19 protein-coding genes and 2 pseudogenes are annotated in these 22,902 nt (G+C 70.0%); 10 read left to right on the forward strand and 11 right to left on the reverse strand.

What is annotated here, in order from left to right:
- Nucleotides 1-181: 181 nt before the first annotated feature.
- A complete protein-coding gene (locus ACIRU3_RS43035; protein ID WP_404069117.1) occupies nt 182-556 on the reverse strand; it encodes a hypothetical protein in 375 nt (124 codons plus the stop codon).
- Nucleotides 557-658: 102 nt separating this feature from the next.
- On the opposite strand from ACIRU3_RS43035, the gene sigJ reads away from it, so the two are divergent.
- Both sigJ and ACIRU3_RS43045 read left to right on the forward strand, forming a co-directional pair.
- Nucleotides 659-1,576, forward strand: coding sequence for an RNA polymerase sigma factor SigJ (gene sigJ, locus ACIRU3_RS43040; RefSeq protein WP_404069119.1), 918 nt, complete (start codon nt 659-661; stop codon nt 1,574-1,576).
- Between the two features lie 113 nt (nt 1,577-1,689).
- Nucleotides 1,690-1,833: pseudogene (locus ACIRU3_RS43045) on the forward strand (short-chain dehydrogenase); the annotation flags it as partial.
- Between the two features lie 192 nt (nt 1,834-2,025).
- On the opposite strand, the gene ACIRU3_RS43050 reads toward ACIRU3_RS43045, so the two are convergent.
- The 5 genes from ACIRU3_RS43050 to ACIRU3_RS43070 form a co-directional block, all read right to left on the reverse strand.
- Nucleotides 2,026-2,340 (reverse strand): hypothetical protein, encoded by a 315-nt coding sequence (locus ACIRU3_RS43050; protein ID WP_404069121.1) that lies wholly within the window; start codon nt 2,338-2,340, stop codon nt 2,026-2,028.
- 108 nt (nt 2,341-2,448) lie between these two features.
- Nucleotides 2,449-4,464 carry an acetoacetate--CoA ligase gene (locus ACIRU3_RS43055; protein WP_404069123.1) on the reverse strand — a complete coding sequence of 672 codons (2,016 nt, stop codon included), beginning with the start codon at nt 4,462-4,464 and terminating at the stop codon, nt 2,449-2,451.
- Complete coding sequence (locus ACIRU3_RS43060; protein WP_404069125.1) at nt 4,461-6,146, reverse strand: bifunctional 3-(3-hydroxy-phenyl)propionate/3-hydroxycinnamic acid hydroxylase; 1,686 nt, start codon at nt 6,144-6,146, stop codon at nt 4,461-4,463. Before ACIRU3_RS43060 ends, ACIRU3_RS43055 begins: the two co-directional genes overlap by 4 nt.
- 7 nt (nt 6,147-6,153) lie before the next feature.
- Nucleotides 6,154-7,092 (reverse strand): fumarylacetoacetate hydrolase family protein, encoded by a 939-nt coding sequence (locus ACIRU3_RS43065; protein ID WP_404069127.1) that lies wholly within the window; start codon nt 7,090-7,092, stop codon nt 6,154-6,156.
- Nucleotides 7,089-8,234, reverse strand: a complete 1,146-nt coding sequence (locus ACIRU3_RS43070; RefSeq protein WP_404069129.1) for a VOC family protein — start codon at nt 8,232-8,234, stop codon at nt 7,089-7,091. Before ACIRU3_RS43070 ends, ACIRU3_RS43065 begins: the two co-directional genes overlap by 4 nt.
- Nucleotides 8,235-8,640: 406 nt before the next feature.
- Between ACIRU3_RS43070 and ACIRU3_RS43075 the strand changes: the two genes are divergently transcribed.
- The 3 genes from ACIRU3_RS43075 (at nt 8,641) to ACIRU3_RS43085 (ending at nt 10,402) form a co-directional block, all read left to right on the forward strand.
- Nucleotides 8,641-9,276 carry a TetR/AcrR family transcriptional regulator gene (locus tag ACIRU3_RS43075; protein ID WP_404069131.1) on the forward strand — a complete coding sequence of 212 codons (636 nt, stop codon included), beginning with the start codon at nt 8,641-8,643 and terminating at the stop codon, nt 9,274-9,276.
- Nucleotides 9,277-9,452: 176 nt separating this feature from the next.
- Nucleotides 9,453-9,731: a hypothetical protein gene (locus tag ACIRU3_RS43080; RefSeq protein ID WP_404069133.1), complete on the forward strand. Its 279-nt coding sequence runs from the start codon at nt 9,453-9,455 to the stop codon at nt 9,729-9,731.
- 89 nt (nt 9,732-9,820) lie between these two features.
- Entirely contained in the window at nt 9,821-10,402 is a 582-nt protein-coding gene (locus ACIRU3_RS43085; protein WP_404069135.1) for a GNAT family N-acetyltransferase, read from the forward strand.
- Nucleotides 10,403-10,505: 103 nt separating this feature from the next.
- On the opposite strand, the gene ACIRU3_RS43090 is transcribed toward ACIRU3_RS43085, so the two are convergent.
- Together ACIRU3_RS43090 and ACIRU3_RS43095 are read right to left on the reverse strand one after the other, a co-directional pair.
- Nucleotides 10,506-12,479, reverse strand: coding sequence for an ABC transporter ATP-binding protein (locus tag ACIRU3_RS43090; protein WP_404069195.1), 1,974 nt, complete (start codon nt 12,477-12,479; stop codon nt 10,506-10,508).
- Between the two features lie 360 nt (nt 12,480-12,839).
- The gene (locus tag ACIRU3_RS43095; RefSeq protein ID WP_404069137.1) at nt 12,840-14,606 is read right to left on the reverse strand and encodes an MOSC domain-containing protein; all 1,767 of its coding nucleotides are present in this window, start codon (nt 14,604-14,606) and stop codon (nt 12,840-12,842) included.
- Between the two features lie 152 nt (nt 14,607-14,758).
- Here ACIRU3_RS43095 and ACIRU3_RS43100 point away from each other — a divergent pair, with 152 nt between their 5' ends.
- Both ACIRU3_RS43100 and ACIRU3_RS43105 read left to right on the forward strand, forming a co-directional pair.
- Complete coding sequence (locus ACIRU3_RS43100) at nt 14,759-15,190, forward strand: VOC family protein (RefSeq protein ID WP_404069139.1); 432 nt, start codon at nt 14,759-14,761, stop codon at nt 15,188-15,190.
- A 106-nt stretch (nt 15,191-15,296) separates the two neighbouring features.
- A complete protein-coding gene (locus ACIRU3_RS43105; protein ID WP_404069141.1) occupies nt 15,297-15,908 on the forward strand; it encodes a TMEM175 family protein in 612 nt (203 codons plus the stop codon).
- 21 nt (nt 15,909-15,929) lie between these two features.
- On the opposite strand, the pseudogene ACIRU3_RS43110 reads toward ACIRU3_RS43105, so the two are convergent.
- Nucleotides 15,930-16,446 (reverse strand): annotated as a pseudogene (locus ACIRU3_RS43110) (CGNR zinc finger domain-containing protein).
- 243 nt (nt 16,447-16,689) lie between these two features.
- On the opposite strand from ACIRU3_RS43110, the gene ACIRU3_RS43115 reads away from it, so the two are divergent.
- The 3 genes from ACIRU3_RS43115 to ACIRU3_RS43125 all read left to right on the forward strand — a co-directional run bounded on the left by ACIRU3_RS43115 (nt 16,690) and on the right by ACIRU3_RS43125 (nt 20,184).
- Nucleotides 16,690-17,559 (forward strand): alpha/beta fold hydrolase, encoded by an 870-nt coding sequence (locus tag ACIRU3_RS43115; protein WP_404069143.1) that lies wholly within the window; start codon nt 16,690-16,692, stop codon nt 17,557-17,559.
- A gap of 236 nt (nt 17,560-17,795) precedes the next feature.
- Complete coding sequence (locus ACIRU3_RS43120; protein ID WP_404069145.1) at nt 17,796-18,671, forward strand: DUF427 domain-containing protein; 876 nt, start codon at nt 17,796-17,798, stop codon at nt 18,669-18,671.
- 61 nt (nt 18,672-18,732) lie between these two features.
- Entirely contained in the window at nt 18,733-20,184 is a 1,452-nt protein-coding gene (locus ACIRU3_RS43125; protein ID WP_404069147.1) for a dihydrolipoyl dehydrogenase family protein, read from the forward strand.
- Nucleotides 20,185-20,256: 72 nt separating this feature from the next.
- On the opposite strand, the gene ACIRU3_RS43130 is transcribed toward ACIRU3_RS43125, so the two are convergent.
- On the reverse strand, nt 20,257-21,801 hold the full coding sequence (locus tag ACIRU3_RS43130) for a DUF4118 domain-containing protein (protein ID WP_404069149.1): 1,545 nt from the start codon (nt 21,799-21,801) through the stop codon (nt 20,257-20,259).
- Between the two features lie 476 nt (nt 21,802-22,277).
- Nucleotides 22,278-22,511, reverse strand: a complete 234-nt coding sequence (locus tag ACIRU3_RS43135) for an ATP-binding protein (RefSeq protein ID WP_404069151.1) — start codon at nt 22,509-22,511, stop codon at nt 22,278-22,280.
- Nucleotides 22,512-22,902: the final 391 nt, after the last annotated feature.

The raw sequence follows: 22,902 nt of genomic DNA on the forward strand, positions 1-22,902 counted from the left end.
GGCCCGATAACTCAGACACGCGCGAAGACACCCAACCCACCCCCTGGGACCCCTACCCAGGAACCCACGCCCGAGACCTAAAACAACGGCATTGCGCCTAGGGGGTGTGCGGCTTCCGGCTGCAGATCACTGTGCGCATCCGGCGCTGAGCCGTGTATCCCGGCGGGCCCCGTGTCGGACCTCAGCGCCGTGCCAGCGCCAGCACGCTCAGACCGAACATCAAGACACCCAGGGGGAGATGGACCGACGGAACGTGCGCGATGCCGAGCACGACCTGGACCGAGGCGAGTACGAGGAAACCTGAGGCGTGCCAAACAGGCCGGGGCGAGCCGCCGCCCGGCTTCCACGCCAGCACCGCCGCGAGCACGTACAGCATCGACGCCCCATACATCACACGGGCTCCGACACCGTGCAGCGTCTCTCCGTAGGACGAGGTCAGCAGCAGTCCGGCGGAGACCGCTTGAAGGAAGATGGTCAGGGTTTGCAGGGCGATCGCGATCTGCAGGAACGAGGAGCCGCGCCGTGCGTTCGCCGTCGTCGTCACCTGAGTGGCCATGTCACAGTCCCCTTTTCCGCCCTCGGGCAGTAGATCGATAAGGTCTCACCAGCCCGACGACGCGGGCCTGCGAAAGGTAAGGCGAGGGGGCGGCGGGAAAGCATGGGGACTGTCGGGACAAGCACGGATGGCATAGCCGGCGAGCGAGGCCAACTGATCAATGTGGCTTACCGGTTGCTCGGTTCGGTGACCGAGGCCGAGGACGCCGTACAGGATGCCTACGCACGCTGGTACGGGCTGCCGCGAAGCCGGCAGGAGGAGATCCTGTCTCCCGGCGCCTGGCTGACGACGGTGACCAGCCGCATATGCCTGGACCTGCTCGGCTCGGCACGGGCTCGCCGTGAACGCTATGTCGGTGCGTGGCTGCCCGAGCCGCTGCCCGACCGCACCGAGTGGGATCACGCGGGCGGCGCCGACCCCACCGGCCGTGCGGACCCCGCCGACCGGATCGTCCTGGACGAGTCGGTGGCCATGGCCTTCCTCGTGGTCCTGGAGTCGATGACGCCTGCCGAACGGGTGGCGTTCGTCCTGCACGACGTCTTCCGGTACCCGTTCGTCGAGATCGCCGACGTTCTCGGCCGGACCCCTGCGGCCTGTAAGCAGCTGGCGGCCTCCGCCCGACGGCGGGTGAGCTTCGGGCCCGTTCCCGCGACGGCGACCGGCCAGGCCGACGTGGTCCGGCGCGTCAAAGAGGCTTGGGAGACCAAGGACATCGCGACGCTCGTCGGTCTCCTCGACCCGGCCGCCGTGATGACCGCCGACGGCGGCGGCATGGTCGGCACCGTCCTGCGCCCGGTCGAGGGCGGCACTCGCATCGCCCAGTACATGATCGCCATTGCCGACAAGGCCCCGGGGCTCGAACTCCTGGAGCGGTTGGTCAACGGTGTGCCGGGCCTGGTGGCCCAGCGTGCCGGCGTTGTCATGACCGTAGCCTCGTTCGACGTCTCCGACGGGCGCGTCACCCGGATCTGGGCGGTCCGCAACCCGGAGAAGCTGCGACCGTGGGCGCGGGAGGACTAGCTGGCCCTCGCTCGGGAGACATTCGGGAGACATGCAGTCGCCGCCAGCAGAGGAGCGCGCATCCGAGGAGTGCTTCGTGGAGGTCGTCACGTACCTACCAGCGGTTCCGCGGGCGGAGGCCGTTCTTCCTGACCGTCGCGGTGGTCCCCGCGATGATCGAGGCCGGTGGTGGCACGGGGAGCAACCTGGGCTCATGGATCGCCCGGCTCGGAATCCCGATCGAAACTGGAGCCGTGCTACGGGCCGTGCCGGGAGCGCAGGCAAGGCGTCCGAGTTACACCTTGCTCGGGGGAGTGACCAGGATGCGTTGTCATCGACATCCCAGGGCTTTGGCCGCGCGACCGCGCGCCGGAGCGTTCTGCTGCGGCCGTGGGTGCGGGTGGTGCCTGCCGCCCTGCGGTGCCGCCTGGTAGGGGATCGGCCCGGTCGTCACAAGGCGCACGAGTCGGTCAGTGCCAGGGAGCCGCTGGCCGGTTGAGCGCGAGCTGGAACGTCCCGGCCGCCACCAGCAGCGCCACACCGGCAACGCCGGTCGACCACTTCGGCTTCTTCTGCCGGGCCAGGGCCCATGAGCACATCAGGACCAGCGGAACCCACCCGCCGAGGTACATCCACCATGCCAGGGTCTTGCCGAACGCCCAGTCGTCGTTGTCCGACTTGATGCACGCCAGAACCGACAAGACGGCAAAGGCAATGGGAGAGCCCCACATCGCCTCGTATAACGCCTCGCGTGCACTTTTTGTCCCCTGCTGCGCCTGCGTCATCGTGGTGTGCCCGGCCTTCCCGTGGTCTGCCGTGGCCTGCGTGCGCCCCCGGTGTGAACTAGGTTACGCCGAGCGGCCGGCCCTCGGGTTCGAAGCCGGCCGACGGCGTCATCCGGCATTCCTCCGGGCCCGGTGTTCGGCGCCCAACCGGGCGTAGTAGTCGATCAGGTCCGGGTCGTCCACGGCTCCGGGGTTGACGGTCTGGTCGGCCGGGGCGCCCTGGAGCAGGCGCTTGACGGGGACTTCGAGCTTCTTGCCGGTGCGGGTGTGCGGGACGGCCGGCACGGCGAGGATCTCGTCGGGGACGTGGCGGGGTGAGGCGCCGGCGCGGATGGCGTCGCGGATCCTGCCCCGGAGGACGTCGTCGAGGGCGGCGCCCTCCGCGAGGACCACGAACAGCGGCATCCAGTAGCCGCCCTCGGGTTCCTCGGCGCCGATGACGAGCGCTTCGGTGATCTCGGGGAGACGTTCGACCACGTCGTGGATGTCGGCGCTGCCGAGTCGTACGCCGTTGCGGTTGAGGGTGGAGTCGGAGCGCCCGTGCACGATCACCGAACCGTGGGACGTGAGAGTGATCCAGTCGCCGTGCCGCCATACACCGGGGTACGTGGAGAAGTACGCCTCGTGGTGGCGGCTGCCGTCGGGGTCGTTCCAGAAGTACAGCGGCATGGACGGCATGGGGCGGGTGACGACGAGTTCACCGACCTGGTCGACCACCGGATGGCCGTCGGCGTCGTACGCGGCGAGCGCGACCCCGAGGTTGGGGGCGGACAGCTCCCCGGCCCACACCGGCGTGGTGGGGGCGCTGCCCACGAAGCCGGAGACGACGTCGGTGCCGCCGCTGGTGGAGGCGAGCTGGATGCGGTCGCCGACGTGGTCGCGTACCCAGGGGTAGGCGGAGGCGGGGAGGGCGGAACCGGTGCAGCCGATGGCGCGGATCGACGAGAGGTCGTGGACGGCCGGAGCAACACCGAACTTGGCCATGCCGAGCAGGTATTGGGGGCTGGTGCCGAAGACGGTGACGCGGTGCCGGGCCGCCAGCTCCCACAGCACGTCCGGGCGGGCGGCGGGCGCCGGACTGCCGTCGTACGTACATGTGGCCGCGCCGGTCAGCAGCGTCGAGACCACCAGGTTCCACATGATCCAGTGGGTGGTGGTGTACCAGAGCAGACGGTCGCCGGGGCCGAGGTCGGAGTGCAGGCCGAGGGTCTTGAGGTGTTCGAGCAGGACGCCGCCGTGGCCGTGCACGATGCCCTTGGGCAGGCCGGTGGTGCCGGAGGAGAACACGATCCAGAGCGGGTGGTCGAACGGCACCGGGGTGCATTGAAGTTGCTCGGTGCGGGTGGCCGCGTCCTCCCAGGGGACGGTCAGTGAGGGGTGGGCCCCGGACGGCCAGGGCAGGCCGAGGTGGGCGACGAGCACGGTGGCTTTCAGCGTCGGCAGCGCGCGGGCCAGGTCGAGGGCCGCCTCGCGGCGGTCGTGCGTGGTGCCGTTGAACAGGTAGCCGTCCGCGGCGATCAGTACGGTGGGCTCCAGTTGGGCGAAGCGGTCGGCGGCGGCCTGAGGCGCGTAGTCCTGCCCGCACACCGACCACACCGCGCCGAGGCTGGCGGCGGCGAGGAAGGCGACGATGGCGTGCGGGGTGTTGGGCAGGTAGCCGACGACCCGGTCGCCTCGGCCGACGCCCAGGTCGCGCAGGGTGGCGGCGACGGACGCCACTTGGGTGCGCAGCCCCTCCCCGGTCACCTCGTAGCCGGATCCGGTTTCGTCCAGAGCGACGATCGCCGGGGCGTCGGCGGGCAGGTGACGCAGTGCGTGGTGTGTGTAGTTGAGGGTGGAACCGGTGAACCAGCGGGCGCCGGGCATCGTCTCCTCGATCAGTACCCGCTCGTACGGGGTCGTCGCATCGATCTCGAAGTACTCCCACAGTGCGCCCCAGAAGCCCTCCAGGTCGGTGACCGACCACTCGTGCAGGGCGGCGTAGTCGGTGTGGTCGTCCAACGCGTTCACCGCGCGACGGCTGGTGAGCCACCGGCCGAAGTCGGCGATGCGGGAGTCCGCCGCCGAAGTGGCGTCGGGCGTCCAGAACGGCTCGGACCGCGAGGTGCCGTACGGGGTGGTCATCGGATGATGCTCCTCAACTGTGAGGCCGGAGTGGTCTGTTCGGTCAGGGGGACGGGGCGCCGCGCCGTGCACATCAGTGGTGCCCAGGCGGGAGAGCCCAGGGGGCGGCTCGCACCGCCACCAGCCGGGACGGCGTCCAGGACGGTGCGGTCGGGGCGCAGCAGGACGGCGTCCGCGCGACCAGCACGCAGCCAGGCGGCGAGGGTGCCGCCGTCGGCGACGGCGGTTTCTCCCGGCGGAGCACTCTTGCCGTTCAGGTGAACGATGCGGGCGCCCAGGGCACCGGCGAGAGCGCGCAGCGAGGGGGTCGGCGGTGCGGCGGTCAGGACGGCGAATCCATCCCCGAGCACGTCGTCGAGACGCACCCGCCGGCCGTCGGCCCTGACCCAGGGCTGAGGACACGGGGTGCCGGCCAGGCGGCTGCCGCGCAGCCGGCCCCGGCGGACCAGCGGCCCAGGGGCCAGGGCGGGGCTGAAGCCGTGCGCGGCGACGAACGGGGCGACGCCGGGGGCGCGGTAGATCGCGCCCAGCACCCCTCGGCGCAGCGCGGCGGTCCGGTCCTGGCCGCCGGTCATGGCCCAGCCCAGCGCGACGGCGAGCCGGATCATGTGGCGGACGTGTGGCTTGCGCTCGCTCTGGTAGCTGTCCAGCAGCCGGTCGTCGGCACCCTGTTGCAGGACCCGGGCAAGCTTCCAGGCGAGGTTTTGTGCGTCGCGCAGGCCCGAGCACAGGCCCTGCCCGATGAAGGGCGGGGTGAGGTGGGCGGCGTCGCCGAGCAGGAAGACCCGGCCCTCGCGCCACCGGTCGGCGATGAGGGCCCGGAAGGTGTACTGCGCCTGCCGGATCACTGCGAAGTCGCCGGTGTCGTCGCCGAGCGGCACTTCCATCCACGGGGCCAGCAGCCGGCGCAGGCGCTCGCGTCCGCCCGGCCCGTCGAGGGTCTCGCCCTCCGGCAGCCGGAACTCCCAGCGGTAGCGGTCCTCGCCGACGCGCATGAAGGTCCCGGGCTGCTCGGGATCACAGATCTGCTCGACACCCTCCCAAGTGCGCACCGGCAGGTCCGTGCGCACGTCGAGGACCGTCCAGCGCTCCTCGAAGTGCAGGTCCTCCCATACGGCGCCGATGGCGTCGCGGGTGCGGCTGCCCGCGCCGTCGCAGCCGAGCACCGCCTCGGCCCACAGGCGCTCCGTTTCCTCCTTGCCCTCCTCGTGCAGCGTGACCCGCACCCGGCCGGGCCCGTTGCCGTCCACGTGCTGGTCGACGGCCAGCACATCCACGCCGGTCCGCAGCTCGCATTCCGGATACCGGGCCAGCGCGTCGCGCAGCAGCCGCTCCAGCACGGGCTGGTCGAACAGCGTTGTCTGCGGGAAGCCGTGGTGTCCCTGCGGGTCGTCCCGCCGGAACTCGGCCATGACCCGGTGCCGGCCGTCCAGCAGCCGCAGGCCGTTGGCGGGGCGGGCGATGGCGGCGAACTCCTCGTGGATGCCGACTGCCTGCAGGATCCGTCGCACTTCGTCGTCCACGGCCACCGCCCGGGGCATCGGGTAGACGTCTCGGTGGCGTTCCAGCAGGACCGTGCGCACACCGCGCCGGGCGAGGAGGATCGCCGCGGTGACGCCTACCGGACCCGCGCCGACGATCACCACGGGTGCGGTGCCAGGGACGGCGTCAGTCGTGTTCACGCGTGCCTCACCTCGCGTCCGCGACCGCGGTGCGCTGCTCACCGAGGTCGATCAGCCCGTCCGGGGTGGCGATGGTGGCCGTGATCACGTCATCGGCGTGCAGGTAGTGCGGATTACGGGCCTGGCTGTTGAAAAATGCCTTCCACTTGAGGGCGGGCGGCAGCAGAGCGCCGATCTTCTCGACCGCCTTGGGCGGGGCCTTCAGCGCCGTGCCGCCGGGCGTGCCCGTCAGCAGCAGGTCACCCGGGGCGAGGGTCTGGAAGCGGGCGAGCAGCGTCAGTGCCTCGGCGGGGCGGACGATCATGTCGGCGAGGGTGCGGTCCTGACGCAGCTCCCCGTTGACGGACAACTTCAGCCGCAGATCCTGGAGATGTGCGAAGTCCTCGGGCTCCAGCAGAGCCAGGTACGGGCCGGTGGGCGTGAAGGTCGGGTACGACTTGCTCTCGTAGAACTGTGTCTTGGTCAGCTGCAGGTCACGGGCGCTGACATCGTTGGTGATCACGAGCCCGGCGACGAACGACGGCAGGTCGCGCTCCTCGACGACCGTGCCCACCGGCAGGGGCGCGCCCATGACCAGGCCGAGTTCCACCTCGTAGTCGAGGAACTTCACATGGGAGGGACGCACGACGGTCTGTGCCGGGCCACTCACCGAGCCGGACGCCTTGCGGAAGAAGGTGGGCGGGATCTCGCCCGTGAATCCCGAATCGCGAGCGTGGCTGCGGTAGTTGACCATCTGGGCGACGACCCGGCAAGGCGTGGTGACGGGGGAGGTTGCCGCCAGGTCGGCGACCGGCCTGCCCGCGTCGCCGGAGGCGGTGGCCTCCTGGACGGCGGAGCGGTCGGCGAGGAGTTCGGCGGTGGTGGTCGCCCTGGTCTCGATGCGGACGGCGCGGTCGCCCAGGACCACCCACCAGCTGTCGGCGGTGCGCAGGACGTTGGTGCTCATGAGCTCATCGCTTTCATCAGGCCCAGCAGCCGTGCGGGGTCGAGTTCGTTGTCGCCGCGCAGGGCCTGAAGGACCTCGCGGAGCTTGGCGGGTGAAGGGTTGGTGCCGAGGAAGTCGCGGGTGACCGGCGGACCCCACTGGGCGAGCCCGCCGGCCGACATGGGCGCCCAGCCGGGTTCGAGGTCGCAGGAGAACAGGTCGCCGTCGGCGAAGTGCTCCAGCATGAAATGGTCGGGGTCGCGCCAGTAGTCGAAGAGCTGACTGCCCTGGATGTGCCGGCCGATGCCCCAGCTGCGTCGGTAGCCGCGCTCGCCCAGGTACTCGCCGCCCGCGGCGATCGAGTCCAGGTCGGTGACCTGGTAGGCGGAGTGGACGTAGCAGGTGCCCGGTCCCAGGTGCATGGCCAGGGTGTGGTGATCCACGGCCAGGCTGCCACGGTCGCAGCGGATGAACGCCATCGTCGGGCCGCGCTCGCGCTGCCCGTCCAGGAACAGGAAGTCGCTGACGATCATCCCGAGGGTGTCCAGGTACCAGTCCAGGGCACGGGCGAACACCCTTGTTTCCAGCACCACATGTCCGAGGCGCTGGATGCGGGACGGCTCGCGCGGCGGCCGCTGGGTGGTGTTCGTGCGGCGGTGATCCGTGCCGAAGTTGAGAGTCAACGGCCGTTGCTCGGGCAGCGTGGGCAAGTGCTCGGCCACATCCACGACCCGGACGGGGAAGCCCGAGGGGTCGAGCAGGTCGACCGCTCTGGCGCCGCCGGGCGCGTCCGCGTCCCGTACGTCGGCGCCGGTGGCGCGGGCCAGCCGTTCCAGGTCGGCGCCTTCGGCCGCGCGGAACGCCGGGCCGATGAAACGGGACGCACGCCCCTTGCGGATCACCATGCAGGCCGGGCCGGCGAAGGTGCCGCGCAGCCAGAGGCTGTCCGGCGTGCGCTCCGCGATCGAGAAGCCGAAGTCGCGGGCGAACACCTCGGCCCGGTCCAGGTCCGGCTTCTCGAACTCCAGCCAGGCCAGATCGGCCACCTTGATCACGGGATTCCTGGAGCGCCCGGGATGCTCGCCGCGCAGGGCGCCCTGCTCACTGTGGAGATCCTGATGGGCCGTTCCGAGGTCGGTCGTGCTGCTGTACGGCTCAGGCATGGTGCCCTCCGTCGACTGATGCGGGTGGTTCGTATGAGGGGTCGACCGTCCGGCGGACACCTGCCTGGACCGCTCGCGGCGACATGTCCGACGTCCGAGCGCGCCCGCGCCCTGACGGGGAGGAGCGCCGGCACGGAGCCGAGGTGCGTCCGGCACGGGGGCCGCACGCCTGCACGGAGCCGAGGTGCGACCGGTACAGGGCCGCGCTCCGGCCGGGCGCGCTCGCGTTCGGCGTCCCGTGGGGTCCCCTCCGGCGGCGTCGGGATGTGGCATGGCGTCTCCCATCAGCGGCCCTGGTGAGTTGTTGTCTGAGGAAATCCTCAGCTTTGATTTCTTCCTCGTCAAGAGGGAGGCCGCACGTATGTGATGCATTCATCAGAACTGCGGGACTTGCTAGGCTCGGGGCATGTCGACATCAGCTCCGCCCAGCAACCGATTCGAACGACGCCGTGCCGCGACCCGGCAGGCACTCGTCCGTGCGGCCCGGCAGATCCTGGCCGAGTCCGGCGACACCAGCGTGAGCATCCAGGCGATCGCGGAGCGCGCCGATGTCGGCTTCGGCTCCTTCTACAACCACTTCGAGTCCAAGACGGACCTGTTCGACACGGCGGTGACGGACGCCCTCGACGAATACGGCCAGGCCGTCGACAGGCTCTTGCACGGGGTCGAGGACCCCGCCGAACTCGTCGCCGCCGGTATGCGGCTCAGCGTCAAGATGGCCGAGTCCCACCCCGAGATCACGCAGATCCTGCGTCACCGGGGGCTCGGACAGATCCACTCGGACCGCGGTCTGGCCCCGCGTGCTCGCCGCGACCTGGAGCAGGGCCTGGCCGAGGGCCGCTTCACCTTCACCGACGCCGACGTCGCCCTGTCCGCGCTGGGCGGCAGTTTGTTGGCCCTGCTGGAACTGCGGTTCGCCAGGCCCGACATCGACGGGGACGAGGCGGCCGAGAACATGGCGGAGGTGGTTCTGCGCATGCTGGGCGTGCCCTTCGGTGAAGCGGGGGAGGTCGCCCGGCGGCCACTGCCGGACCTCGGCTGACGGGGGCCGTGAAACGGGCGGTTGATCAGGGGGTCCGCAGTGCCGTCGATGCCTGTCCGCCAGGGCTCAAGTGATACCTGACCCGGGACAAGTCAGGTCCTGATCCCCGCCTTGAGGCCTGCCCGGGCACCCCGGGCCGGCCTGCACTGTCAGTGGCGGCTGGCAGGCTGGACTGCATGGACAGCAATGATGAGCAGCTGCTGCGCGGACGGGTCTACGGCCAGGACCCGAGTGACCCTCATCAGGGACCGCGGCCGGGCCGCACCTATGTCGAACTGGTCGGCGGGCCGCTGGACGGCCTCCTGCTCGACATCAGCGGCTGGACGCAGGACGAGGCCGACACCGGCGTGTCCCTCCAGACCGAGCTCGGGCAGTTCGGCGCCGGCGGGCACGCACTGTACGACCCGCGCCCCGGCGACCGCGGCCGGTTCGACTGGTCCGGTGACAGTCCCTGACGGCTGCCCGCGGGCCGAGTGGGCGTCCGGGCGGGGCACGATGGAGGGGGCGTCCTCGGCTCGCTTCGACGGGTGACCAGAATCAGAGCATGCAGATTCTGTCGTTCTCTGAGGAAGCCACTCCGTTCGAGTTGCGTGTGCAGGTGCGAGAGCTTCAGGAGCAGGCGTGGCCATCATCGGCCGGGTCGGTCGCTCCTTGCGATGCTCCAGCCCACGACCCTGTACTGCGGCCGTTGTCGATGCTCCTGGTGGACGACGGGACGGTGCTGGCCGCGTTGGACATCCTGTCGAAGGAAATCGTCCATACGGGCGGGCGCTATGCCGCCGGCGGGCTCAGCACGGTGGTGACACGGCGGGAGGCCCGTGGCCGCGGGCACGGTCGACACCTCGTGGCGGCGGCCCGGGCGACGATGATCGCGCGGAATCTGGACCTTGGGCTGTTCACCTGCGACAGACCACTGCAGGCGTTCTATGAGAGTGCGGGCTGGCGCGTTCTTCCGGGCGCAGTGCTGATCGGTGGGACACCGCGGGATCCGCTGCCCAGCGACCGGCCCGGCTTCGACAAGGTCACCATGGCCGACTTCTTCTCGCCCGAGGGCAAGCAGGCCGAGGCGTCCTTCCAGGGCAGCCGCATCGATCTGTATCCCGGAGAGATCGACAAACTCTGGTGATGTCGAGCGGGGGGAGGAGTGCGGCGCCGCCCGTACTGAAGCCTTGCAGGGGGATGGACAGGCAGTCGACGCTCTTGGTTGCGGGGGGTGATCTGCCGGACCGTCACGGCGCCTCCTCCTGGAGGCGCGGGGACGGGCTGCGCCGGGCCGCGGGAACCAGTGCGTCAGACGAGGTGGTGAGCCCGAACTGGGCGGCCTGGGCGGTGAACATGCTCTGATAGAGGCCGCCCTGGTGGGACATCAACTCGTCGTGGGTGCCCTCTTCGGCCACGCGGCCTTGATCGAGGACGTAGATGCGGTCCGCGTTCGCGGTCGCGGCGAGCCGGTGCGTGACGAGCACGACCGCGTGTCCCTGCTCGGCGAGGGACCACAGCCCTTCGAACGCGGCGATCTCCGCATGCGGGTCGAGTGCCGAGGTCGGCTCGTCGACCAGCAGGAACGGCGCGCCCCGGTACAGGCTTCGCGCGGTGCCCAACTTCTGCCACTGCCCGCCGGACAGCTGAACGCCGCGCTCGTAGCCCTTGAACACGATCGAGTCCCAGCCGTGGGGCAGCCCCTCGACGAGCGAGAGTACGTTCGCGGCCCGGGCTGCGTCCTTGACGCGGTCCATGTCCCGGACGCGGTCGCCGGCGCCGATGGCCACGTTCGCGGCAGCGGTCATCTCCCAGCGCGGGAAGTCCTGTGCGAGCAGCCCCACCGCGGCGAATACCTGGGTCCGGTCGGCCACTCGGAGCTCGACCCGCCCGCCCTGGTCGTCCTCCCACCACACATTCCCCTCGGTGGGCAGCAACAGCCCGGCGAGTGCCCTGGTCAGGGTCGTCTTGCCGGAGCCGTTCGCGCCCACCAGCGCCGTCACCTCGCCCCGGCGGACCGACAGGCTCACCCCCTTCAGTGCCGGGCAGTCGGCCCCCGGGTAGGTGAACGACACATCCTCCACGCGCACCCGGTGCACGGAGGAGGGGAGGGGCGTGCCGGCGGACGGGATGGCGTGCTCGGTGGCCAGTTCGACGGCGGTCTCGGTGTCGGTGAGGAACAGCAGCTCCTCGTAGAGGCGGTTGACCTGCTGTACGAGGGAGGTCAGGCGCGCGGTCGAGGTGCGGATGGCGATGACCGCGGTCCCGCCCACGGCGAGCGGCAGACCGCCGCCCGCCAGCAGCCACCACAGGACCCCGTAGCAGGCGAGCGACGCCAGCCCGGCGAAGGTGCCGGCGACCAGATCCGTCTGTGCCTGTGCGCGGGCCAGCCTCCGCTGCTCCGCCTCGGTCTGCCGGGACATCTCCTCATAGCCGGCCAGCAGCTTGGTCCCGGCGGCGTGCACGCGGATCTCGCCTGCCGCGTGCGGGCGGGTCAGGAAGGCCAGCAGCGAGGCGATCGCCCGGCGGTGGTCGACCCAGGTCAGTCGTGAGACATAGTCGCGGCGGGCGGAACGGACCGCGCCCCAGCCCTTGGGCAGCGCGATGGCCAGCAGCATGGGCAGCAGCAGCCAGTGCAGCGACGCCAGCACGACCGCGGCCGCCGCCATCCCGATGAGCACATTGCCCACGCCCACCGACAGCCGCAGCATGCTGCGGGCGGAGTCGGTGCCGAACCTGCCTGCTTCCAGGACACGTTGGATCTCCGGCCGTTCGGTCGCCTCCACCTCGACCCGGGTGACGGCCGCGTAGTACCGCGCGGACACCGCCCGCTCCACCTGTGGCTCCAGCCGGCCCGACATCGCCGTCGACCATGCCGACAGCAGCGCCGTACCCACCGCGGCGACCGTCAGCACCGCCAGCGACGGCAGGGCGTCACGGAGCTTGCCCGCGGTCGGACCGTCCGCGAACAGCTCCGTGAGCACGCCGTTGACCGCGATCAGCCCCCACGCGGCCGTCATCCCCTGCCCGATCTGGGCCACCACAACCCCGATCAGCGCCCGAGGGTCCGTCTGCGAGCCGGTACGCAGCACCATGGCGACCATGCGCGGCAGCGCGGCGGCCATGTGCCCGAACGAGAGCCTGGTCAGCGGGCCCTCGTGGCGCACATAGGACTGGTCGTAGCGGAGCCGGCCCCCGTAGAGCTCGCGTTCCGCGTCCGAGATCTTGTCGTCAACTGCACTGCTGCGTCCGCCCTCTGGCGCACTTCGGCGTGGTTCTGCCGTTGTCAACGTGGCTCTCCCCTGATGGTTGTGCGGGTGTCGCCAGGCCCAACGACGCCGCCCATTTTTCGAACACATGTCTTTCGGTCGGCCTGGGGAGCCTGGCGTCATGCGGTTTGTGGAGCGTGCGCGATACACCGGCCCTTGTCCCGCAAGAGCGCTCCCGTGAGGTGGGTTGGCCGAAACGCGACGGTCCGCTGCCGCGGCGCGTGCGAGAGCGCCGGCAGCCCGTCGGCCGCCTGGGGCGCTGGGCGAGTTTCGTGGGCAGCCTGCCCTCTGCTTTCCTGCCGGTCGCGGACGGGATCAGAGGTCGAGGACGACTTCGGTGGTCGGCTCGCTGCAGCAGACGAGGACGGTGCCGGTCTCGGGAAGTTCGAGGGGCGGGGTGGTGTAGGTGACGTCGCCTGACAGGAGAGCGGTGACGCAGGTATGACATACGCCCGTGCGGCAGGACCAGCGGGTCGGGATGTCGCAGGCTTCGGCGAGGTCGAGGAGTGATGCGTGAGTGGGTGACCAGGTGGTGGTGATGCCGCTGCGCGCGAAAGTGATGAGGGGGCCGCTGCCCGGTGGGCCGGGTGGCTGGTGGGGTCGGACGGCGGCGGTGGGCGTTACGCCGGGATTGATGGCGGAGAGGGCACTGAACTGTTCTGTGTGGATCCGCTCGGGGCTCAGGCCCATCTCGCGCAGGCCGGCGGCGAGGGCATCCATGAAGGCGGAGGGTCCGCAGAGGTAGGCGTCGGCGTCGTCGGTGGGGATGCCCAGATCCGTGAGCGACGAGGCGGTCGGGCGGCCCCGGGTGATGTGGCGCTCGCCGGGTTGCGGGTCCGCTTCGCCCGTGTAGTAGATGTGCTCGTGGGCCTGGGGGAGTCGGGCCAGGAGCGCGTGGGCCTCCTCCGCGAAGACGTGATGGGCGTGGTCGTGGGCGACGTGGATCCACCAGACGGGGCGTGGGTCTGCTGCGGCGGCGATGTCGTGGAGCATGGCGAGCACGGGGGTGGCGCCGATTCCTGCGGAGATCAGGACGACCGGACAGGTGCCTTCTTCGAGCACGAACGTTCCGCGGGGGCTGGCGATGTCCACATGGTCGCCGGGGTGCAGCGTGTCGTGGATGTAGCTGCTGACCTTCCCGTGGGCCTCGTGTTTCACGCTGATGCGGTAGGTGCCGGCTGTGGGTGAGGACGACAGGGAGTAGCTGCGAACCGTGGGGGCGGTGTCGCCGATGGCCAGGCGGATGGAGAGGTACTGGCCCGCGCGGGACACGGGCAGGGGAGTGTCGTCGGTGGTGTTGAGATAGATCGACGAGACGGTGGGGGTCTCGGGGACGACACGGGCGACGCGCATGGTCTTGAAGCCCGGCCAACCCTGCGCTTCTCCGGGTTGCCGGGCGGTGCCGAGTTCGCCGGGCCGTCCCGGTACCTGCGTGAATTGCTGTGCGGCGGCGAGTTCCCGGAAGGACTGCTGCCAACCGGGGCTGAGAGCAGGGATGTTCAGCGCTTTGCGCAGCTTCGCCGGGTCGCGGTCGGGGAGGTACAGCAGTGCGTCGGTGTCGGCGACGCTGAGTTCTTCGGGACCCTTGCGGGACAGGGTGATCTCGTCGCCGGCCTGGACGTGGCCTTCGGTGATCACGCGCAGGTAGAAGCCGGGGCGGTGGTGGGCTACCAGCAGGGAGGCCATGGCCGGTTCGCCCAGGCGCATACCGACGCGGTAGCAGGTGACGCGCGGTTGGGTGACTTCGAATTCGGCATCGCCGATGCGGTACCGGTCGCCGATGCACACGTCGTCGTCCGGCAACCCGTCGACGGTGAAGTTCTCCCCGAACATCCCGAAGGTCAGATCGTCGCGACCGAGGTGCTTCTGCCAGTGCTGGTAGGACTGCAGCTGGTAGACGAGGACGGCACGTATGTCGCCGCCGTGCCCGGCCAGGTCTCCTTGGCCGTCTCCGTCGACGTTCAGCCGTCGCACCATCCGAGGGCCCTGCACGGGGGACTTCCAGGCTCCGGTGTGGACGGACCTTCCTCGCCAGGAGACATCCTTGGGCATCCCCACGTTGACGGACAGCAGCGTCGCCATCGCGGACCTCCTGCGGGTGGCCGGCCGGGGGCAGCCCCTCATGGCGCTGTGCTTGGTGCGCTCTGGCCGATGTTAGTTCTTGCGCCGGGGCCGCCGCGATTCCGCAGGGTGGCAAGCTCGCGGGCTGTGCCGTGCTGCACCAGAATGATCACATGGAGTACATGCTCGAGGTCGTCATCGTGCCTGTGAGTGATGTCGACCGCTCTTCGGCCTTCTACACCGAGCGCCTGGGTTTCCGTCTCGACGTGGACTACTGGCCCAGTCCCGTGTTCCGTGTCGTCCAGCTGACCCCGTCCGGCTCCGCGTGCTCGGTGCAGATCGGAGTCGGTCTCACCGACGCCGAGCCTGGCTCGGCGCGGGGCCTGTACCTGGTGGTCCCCGACCTTGAAGCCACGCGTGCCGAGCTGGCGCGCCGCGGTGTCGACGTCGGGCAGATCCGGCACAAGGCACCGGTCGAGACGTGGCAGGGCGGCTTCGAACCGGGCGCCGACCCGGAGCACCGCGACTACGCGAGCTTCGCCGAGTTCAACGACCCCGACGGCAATGTATGGACACTGCAGGAGCGCGGTTTCCCGCCTTCGTGAGGTGAACCTGGCGCATCCGGAGGCTGGGGCGATGACAGAGCCTGTTCATGAACCAGACGGACCAGGAGACTCGGCGCCTTTCGGCGTGGAACGTGATCCTGCCCGAGTGGTCGCGTTCAGCGACGGGGTCATCGCCATCGCGATCACGCTGCTCGTACTGGAGATCCGCCCCCCGCACGACACCCGCCACCTGTTGCACGGCCTTGCCACGCTCTGGCCGTCCTACCTGGCCTACGTCGTCACGTTCATGCTGATCGGGCAGGTGTGGGCCAACCACCACATCATGTTCGACCACATCCGCAGCGCCGACCGGGTGGTCCTGTTCCTCAACACCCTGCTGCTGATGGACATCGCCTTCCTGCCGTTCGCCGCCTCCGTACTGGCCGAGGCGTTCCGCGAGGGACACGGACAGCGCACCGCCGTCGTCCTCCACGGCACGGCCTTCGAACTCCTGGCCGTCCTGTTCAACGTCATCTGGTGGTACGCCGGTCGTGATCGTCGGCTGCTCACCGACACCATCGATTCCACAAGTGTGGCAGCCATCAGCCGACGCTTCCGGCTCGCCTTGGTCTGGCTCGCCACCGGCACCGTGCTCGGTGCCCTGCTTCCTGCACTTGGCGTGGCCGTGTTCACGGCCTTCATTCTCTACTACTGGTTTCCGATCGCCGGGGAGATCAGGGCGGCGAAGTGTCGGCACGACCGCGGGAATCAGAAGTGACCGCAGCCACGGCTCCGGCCCCTACCTGACTGCGGCGTCGCGGGTGCGCCGGTAGTGGCGCCTCGCCTTCATGCGGTTGCCGCAGACAGCCATCGAACACCAGCGGGCCTTGTTGGTCTTGCTGCGGTCGAGGAGGAAGAGGCGGCACTCCGGGTTGGCACACGGCCGCAGCCGGCCGGGCATCGCCTCCTGCACCGCGCTCCACGCCATGATCGCTTCTACCGCCGTTCGTCGGTCGGTGGGGGCGGCCAGCTCCCACGACACTCCAGTGGACGAAAGGTGCGGGCGGGAGGGTCACGTGCTTCAGCAGCCGGGCCAGCGAGCTGGCGGGCCGGTTGCCGCGGACCACATCCTGCAGGCCGTCGCGCGCTTGCAGGAGGTGTCGGATTTCCTCCGGGGTGCCGGTGCCGCCGTGTGCCTTGTGCCAGGTCCTGGCCGCTTCCGGGTCTCCCAGCCTGTCCTGGACGACGCCGCGGACGACGGGCGTGGTGTTGAGGAGTTCCAGCAGGGCGTCCTGCTGTTCTCGGTCCGCTGCCATCACGCCTCCTGACCAGGTCGCTCTGCTTGGCAGGTTAATACCCATGCCCCTCGGTCATCGCGGCTGCGCTGGCAGGTGACCGTTCATGGGCGGAGGGTTTCAGGTGGGGCGCCGTTCCGCTGTCAGGGCGCAGCGGCACTCGATCGCCATCGCGAGCTAACCCGTAAAGTCATCTTGACAGGTTAGGTGCGGCGTGCTCGACTGGTGATGTAACCACTAAATATCGATAGAGAGGTTAGGGGCATGGTCTCCGTAGTCCACCACCGCACCGCCACCGTGAACGGGCTCGAGGTCTTCTACCGAGAGGCCGGCGACCCGGAGGCACCAGTCGTGCTTCTCCTTCACGGCTTTCCGACCAGCTCGCACATGTTTCGCCACCTCGTCCCGGCGCTCGCTGACCGGTATCACGTGATCGCCCCCGACCACATCGGGTTCGGTCAGTCCGCGATGCCCGGGCTGCAGGACTTCCCGTACACCTTCGAGGCCCTGACCGAGGTCACCTCCGGCCTGCTCCAGCATCTGGGCGTCGACCGGTTCGCGATGTACGTCCAGGACTACGGCGCGCCCATCGGCTGGCGGCTCGCCCTGAAGGCGCCGGGCCGGATCACCGCGATCATCACGCAGAACGGCAACGCCTACGAAGAGGGCTTCGTCAAGCCCTTCTGGGACGGCGTCTTCGCCTACGCCACGACCCCGGGACCGGAGACCGAGGCACCGATGCGGGGCGCCCTGACCCCCGAGATCACCCGGTGGCAGTACGTGAACGGAGTCGCCGACCCGACCTTGGTCAGCCCCGACAACTGGGTCCACGACCAGGCGCTGCTGGACCGCCCCGGCAACGACGAGATCCAGCTCAAGCTCTTCCGCGACTACCCCACCAACGTGGACCTCTACCCGCAGGTACACCAGTACTTCCGCGATTCCCAGGTCCCGCTGCTGGCGGTCTGGGGCGCGAACGACGAGATCTTCGGCCCCGAAGGAGCCAAGGCCTTCAGCCATGACCTGCCCGACGCCGAGATCCACCTGCTCGAGTCCGGGCACTTCGCCCTGGAAAGCCATCTTGCGGCCATCACCGAGCACATCCGCGACTTCCTCGCCCGCGTCCTCGTCTGACGCGCAGCCGACGCCGCCGCCGGCAGCAGCACTGCCGTCGGCACCAGCACTGCCGCCACGTCGAAGGCCATGACAGCGCGCGCCCCTCTCGCGTATGCGGTCCCGTCCGTCTCACCGAACGGCGAGGACCCTGCGTCCGCAGACCCGAAGCCCACACCTCCCGCTCGCTCCCGTACGCCCTGCCCGTCGGCAACGACCTCCATCCCGGGGGCGTGCCATTTCCGGAAGGACCCCTCATGGGACTGTCCTGGCAGCAAGGCCCCCTCTCCGCAGGCGCCGTCGGACACTTCCTCACGCCCGGCCCCCTGCCCGAGCGACTCCTGTTCGCCGAGCGGCTGCGCCGCCGCATGCGGGTCAAGTTCAACGACGCCTGGATCGCCGACAGTGAGAACGTCGTCCTTCTGCACGAACCGGGCCGCTACCCGGTCGCCTACTTCCCCCGCGCGGACATCGACGGGGATGCGCTGGGCGCAAGCGGCAAGGTCACCCAGCACAAGGACCTCGGTGAGACGGCCTGGTACGCGGTACGGGCGGGCGGCCGCACCACGGAGCGCGCGGCCTGGGAGTTCACGGGGCTGCCCGATCACTCCGCCGGCCTCCGGGACCGTATCGCCTTTGCCTGGCGGGCCATGGACGCCTTCTACGAGGAGGACGAACGCATCCTCGGACATGCCGCGGACCCGTACCACCGCATCGACATCCGCAACACCTCCCGCACGCTGGAAGTACGGCTCGGTGACACCGTGATCGCCCGCTCCGAGCGCCCAGTGGTGCTCTTCGAGTCCGGATTCGCCCCGCGCTGGTACGTCCCGCGCGCCGACATCGACGAGGGGCGGCTGCGCTCCGTCGAAGGCCAGACGTTCTGCCCCTACAAGGGTCTGTGCGACTACTACGACATCGGCGACGCGCGTCGCGCGGCCTGGTCGTACCGCAACGCCTACCGAGAGGTCGACAGGATCGGCGACCTGGTGTCGTTCGAACCGGACAAGGCCGAGGTCTGCCTCGACGGCACGCGCCTGCACCTCGAGCCCGGGCAGAACGTCGTCCCCCACGGCGTCGACCGTGGCCTCGACGTCGACGAGGCCGAGCCCCACGGACCTCGCCGGCCGTGACCTTGCCGGCGCCCCGCTCATCGAACAGCTGTGACCAGCCCCGATTGCGATGTGAGAGACAATGACTGAAACAACCGGCAACCAGGCAGACAGCATGTACGACGTCATCGTGCTGGGTGCCGGCCCGGTCGGGCAGAACGTCGCCGACCGCGCCCGCGCCGCCGGCCTCTCGGTGGCGGTCGTGGAGCGCGAACTCGTCGGCGGCGAATGCTCCTACTGGGCCTGTGTCCCCAGCAAGGCACTGCTGCGGCCGGTCATCGCGGTCGCCGACGCCCGCCGCGTGGACGGCGCCCGGCAGGCCGTCACCGGCCGGCTCGACACCGACCGGGTCTTCGCCCGTCGCAACCGCTATGTCACCGACTGGGACGACACCGGGCAGGCCGAGTGGGTCAAATCCATCGGGGCCGACCTCTTCCGCGGCCATGGCCGGATCGACGGTCCTCGTCGGGTAACGGTCACCCGGGACGACGGCGCACACGAGACCCTCGCGGCCCGGCACGCGGTGGCCGTCGCCACCGGCAGCCGGCCGGCCCTGCCCGCCATCCCCGGCATCGAGGAGGGCCGGCCCTGGACGAACCGGCACGGCACCGACTCCAGCACCGTGCCCGCGCGGCTCGCCGTCGTAGGCGGCGGGGGAGTCGGCGTGGAGATGGCTACCCTCTGGCAAGGCCTCGGCTCCCAGGTCACCCTGCTCTCCCGCCGGGGCCTGCTGCCGCGCATGGAACCCTTCGCGGGCGAGCTGATCGAGCGCAGCCTCACCGAGGCGGGCGCCCGCGTCCGCACCGGCGCCCAGGTCACCGCATTGCGGCGCCCGAACCCCACCGGACCGGTCACCCTCACCCTCGACGACGGCAGCGAACTGGAGGTCGACGAGGTTCTCTTCGCCACCGGCCGCAGACCCGCCACCGACGACATCGGCCTGGACTCCGTCGGCCTCACCCCCGGCTCGTGGCTGGATGTGGACACCACCTGCCTGGTCCGCGGTGTCGACGGCGACTGGCTGTACGCCCTCGGAGACGTCAACCACCGGGCACTCCTCACCCACCAGGGCAAGTACCAGGGCCGGACGGCGGGCGACGCCATCGCTGCCCGAGCGGCCGGGCATCCGTTGGACGACGCACCGTGGGGCGACCACGCCACCACCGCGGACCAGCACGCCGTGCCCCAGGTCTTCTTCACCGACCCCGAGGCGGCGGCGGTGGGCCTGAGCGCCGAGCAGGCCGCCGCCTCCGGCCACCGCATCAAGACCGTCGACGTGGCCTTCAACGCCGCCCAGGGCGCCAACCTCTACGCCGACGACTACCAGGGCCGCGCCCGGATGGTCGTCGACGTCGACCGGGACGTCCTGCTCGGGGTGACCTTCGTCGGCCCGGGCGTCAGCGAGCTGCTGCACTCGGCGACCGTCGCGGTCACCGGCGAGGTCCCGCTCAAGCGGCTCAGGCATGCGATCGCCTGTTTCCCGACGGTCAGCGAGATCTGGCTGTTCCTGCTCGCCGCCTACCAACGCGACTGAGCCACACACGAGTCCCCGCACGCCACGCTGCGTGAGGCCGCCGCTTCGTGCCGAGGGCCCTCCGGCGCCGGTTCACTGCCGTCCTCGTGCCAGGTCCGCGAAGGAGCGGTCCTGGTCCGAGAGCGGCAGTTCGACATGCACAGTGGTTCCCTCTGCACGCGGACTGTCCACAAGGATCCGGCCGCCGAGCGCCTCCACACGATCCTTGAGGCCGACGAGGCCGGTACCGGTGAAGTCGGCACCACCGACGCCGTCGTCGTGGACCGTCAGGCTCAGCACCTCGGCGCCGTACTCGACCGTGACCGTGACGGTCGAGGCGTGCGCATGCTTGGCCACGTTGGTCAACGCCTCGGAGACCACGTAGTAACCACTCACCTGGACCTGCTTGGGCAGGTCCCCTCCGGAATGCACCACGAGATCGACCGGGACGGGGGAGCGGCGGGCAAGCGCCTTGAGCGCGGAAACGAGACCGCCCTTGGAGAGGATCGAGGGGTGGATGCCCCGCGCCATCTCGCGCAGTTCGTCGGACGCATCCGTCAATCCGGTGGTCACTTCGTGGAGCCTCGCACGGAGCCCGGCAAGCCCGCCCGGCACCATGGCCTGTGCCGCACCCAAGAGCAGGACCAGCGATACCAGCCGTTGCTGGACGCCGTCGTGGAGGTCGCGTTCGATCTGCCTACGCGCCTCGTCGGCGGCGTTGACGATGCGGGCGCGCGAGGCGGTCAACTCGGCACGGGCCTCGGCGTTCTCCACGGCGGTGGCGACAAGCTCGGTGAAGCTGGCGATCTGCGCCTCCGTGTGCCCAGGGAAGGGTCTGTCGCTGTTCGTCGAGGCGGCGATCACCCCCCACAGCCGTCCGCCCACGGTGACCGGACAGCCGATCGACGAGCGGATACCCATCGCACGCGACTCCTGCGCGATCGCCCCCGTGGCGCCCGCGAAACTCTCGATCCGGACCGGGCGTCCGCTGGAGAGCACATCGCGGGCGACGCTCAGCCCGTTCAGGTCGAAACGGTGGCCGACGAGGAGGAGGTCCGGGCGCCTGTGCCTGCTCCAGGCGGCGATGCCGGTGACGGTCCCGTCGGGCTCGTAGCGCTCCATGCGGGCCACATCGGCACCGCAGAGCAGACCGACCTCGCGTGTGACGGCCTCGAAGACCGCTGAGGGCCTGCCCGACCGGGCGACCAGTGTCGCGACCCGGCGCAGTGCCGACTGCTCCTCCATCAGATGTTCCGCCGCAAAAGCCGCTTGCCGCAATCTGGCCGCCAGCTGTCCTACGACCACCGCCGTGAGGAGGAAGACACCCAGAGCGACGAGATTCTCGGCGCTGCCGACCTGCAGTGGGTGGATCGGCGGAACGAACAGATAGGTGTAGACCACGACACACAGCACCGACGTGACCAGGGCGAGCCCTGTCCCCCATACGACGGCTACTGGAAGGACGACGAGCAGATAGAGCACCAGAAGGTGGACCGACGCAATGTGTGGCTTGAGGAGCGCGATGACACCAGTCATCGCAGCCACCATGATCAGGCTGGCCAGAAGCCGCTTCGACCAGCGCAGAGCCGGCAAGCGGACCCAACGCCGTGCCATCGCATCGCTTCCCTGGCCAAGCATGAACGGACGTATCTAATCAAAGTGTGACATATAGGGTCCTCGCGGTGGCGATCGGTGGCCAATGCGGGCTGCGGGCTGCGGGCTGCGGGCCGCGAACGATGCCGGGTGCTCCTGCCGGGCCCCGGAGGGCGGCGAGAGGGCGTGGGCGGGCATGGCGAAGGATCGATTGCGGATTCTGCAAGGTGGGTCGGTCGACGCGTCTCCTCGCGTGGCAGCCATGCAACAGCCATGCAACGGGGAAGGCCCGTGGTCGGTGAGGGGCGGCGCCCGCGGGATGCCGTCCCGCGGTGCGGCTGCGACCAGGCCCTGAGCTGAGGCTGCCGTCCGGTCTACCGGTCAACGGAGTTGAGGTGTTGAGGCCCCCGTGCGCCGGGGCGGCGCGGCCGGTCAGGTCGCATAGGCGATGTCGGCCCAGTGGATTGCGTGGTCCGCTTCATGGCGGTCGCCGTGGGCCGCGGTGAGCTCGTCGATGATCATCAGCCCGCGGCCGTGTTCGTCCTCGGGGAGCCCGGCTGCCCGTTCATCGGCTGCGGGCCCTCCGTCCGACACCTCGACATGCACGTGCCCGGTGGTGGCGTCGTGGCCAGCCCCAGGGTCAGCGGCGGCTGGGCGTGCCGTACGGCATTGGAGACCAGTTCGGATACGGTCAGCAGGACCGAGTCCGCGACCTCGTCGGCGACGCCCCACCGCATCAGCAACTCCTGAGCCATGGTGCGGGCCTGCCCGCAGGCTTCAGGACGGTGAGCCAGGATCCACGGACGTGCAGCCGTCGGAGTGCTGCGTTCGTACGTCACGCCCATCGCCTCCTCCAGTACCGGGGCTTGGAGCGCCTCCGTGCTGGATACCCCCCATGTTCGCCTCCGACGCTTGTGCGCGTCTTCGCGGCCAGCGCCCAATGTCTCTACCGGTCAGCGGGAAGCGCCGGGCTGCAGTTGGCAGGAGTACACGAGGACATGGCGACCTCAGGCGGTGTGCGCAACCCTGTTGCCACGGCCATGCGGGCGTGGTGCGGTGACTGTCCAAGGGCACGGCCGGGCGGGCGCAACGAGCTGTGATTGCGGAGCAGGGCGGACCGCGAATACAGCTAGCAGGAATGCCGAC

Origin of the sequence: Streptomyces sp. NPDC101151 (assembly GCF_044768335.1) — a bacterium.
Lineage (GTDB): Bacteria > Actinomycetota > Actinomycetes > Streptomycetales > Streptomycetaceae > Streptomyces.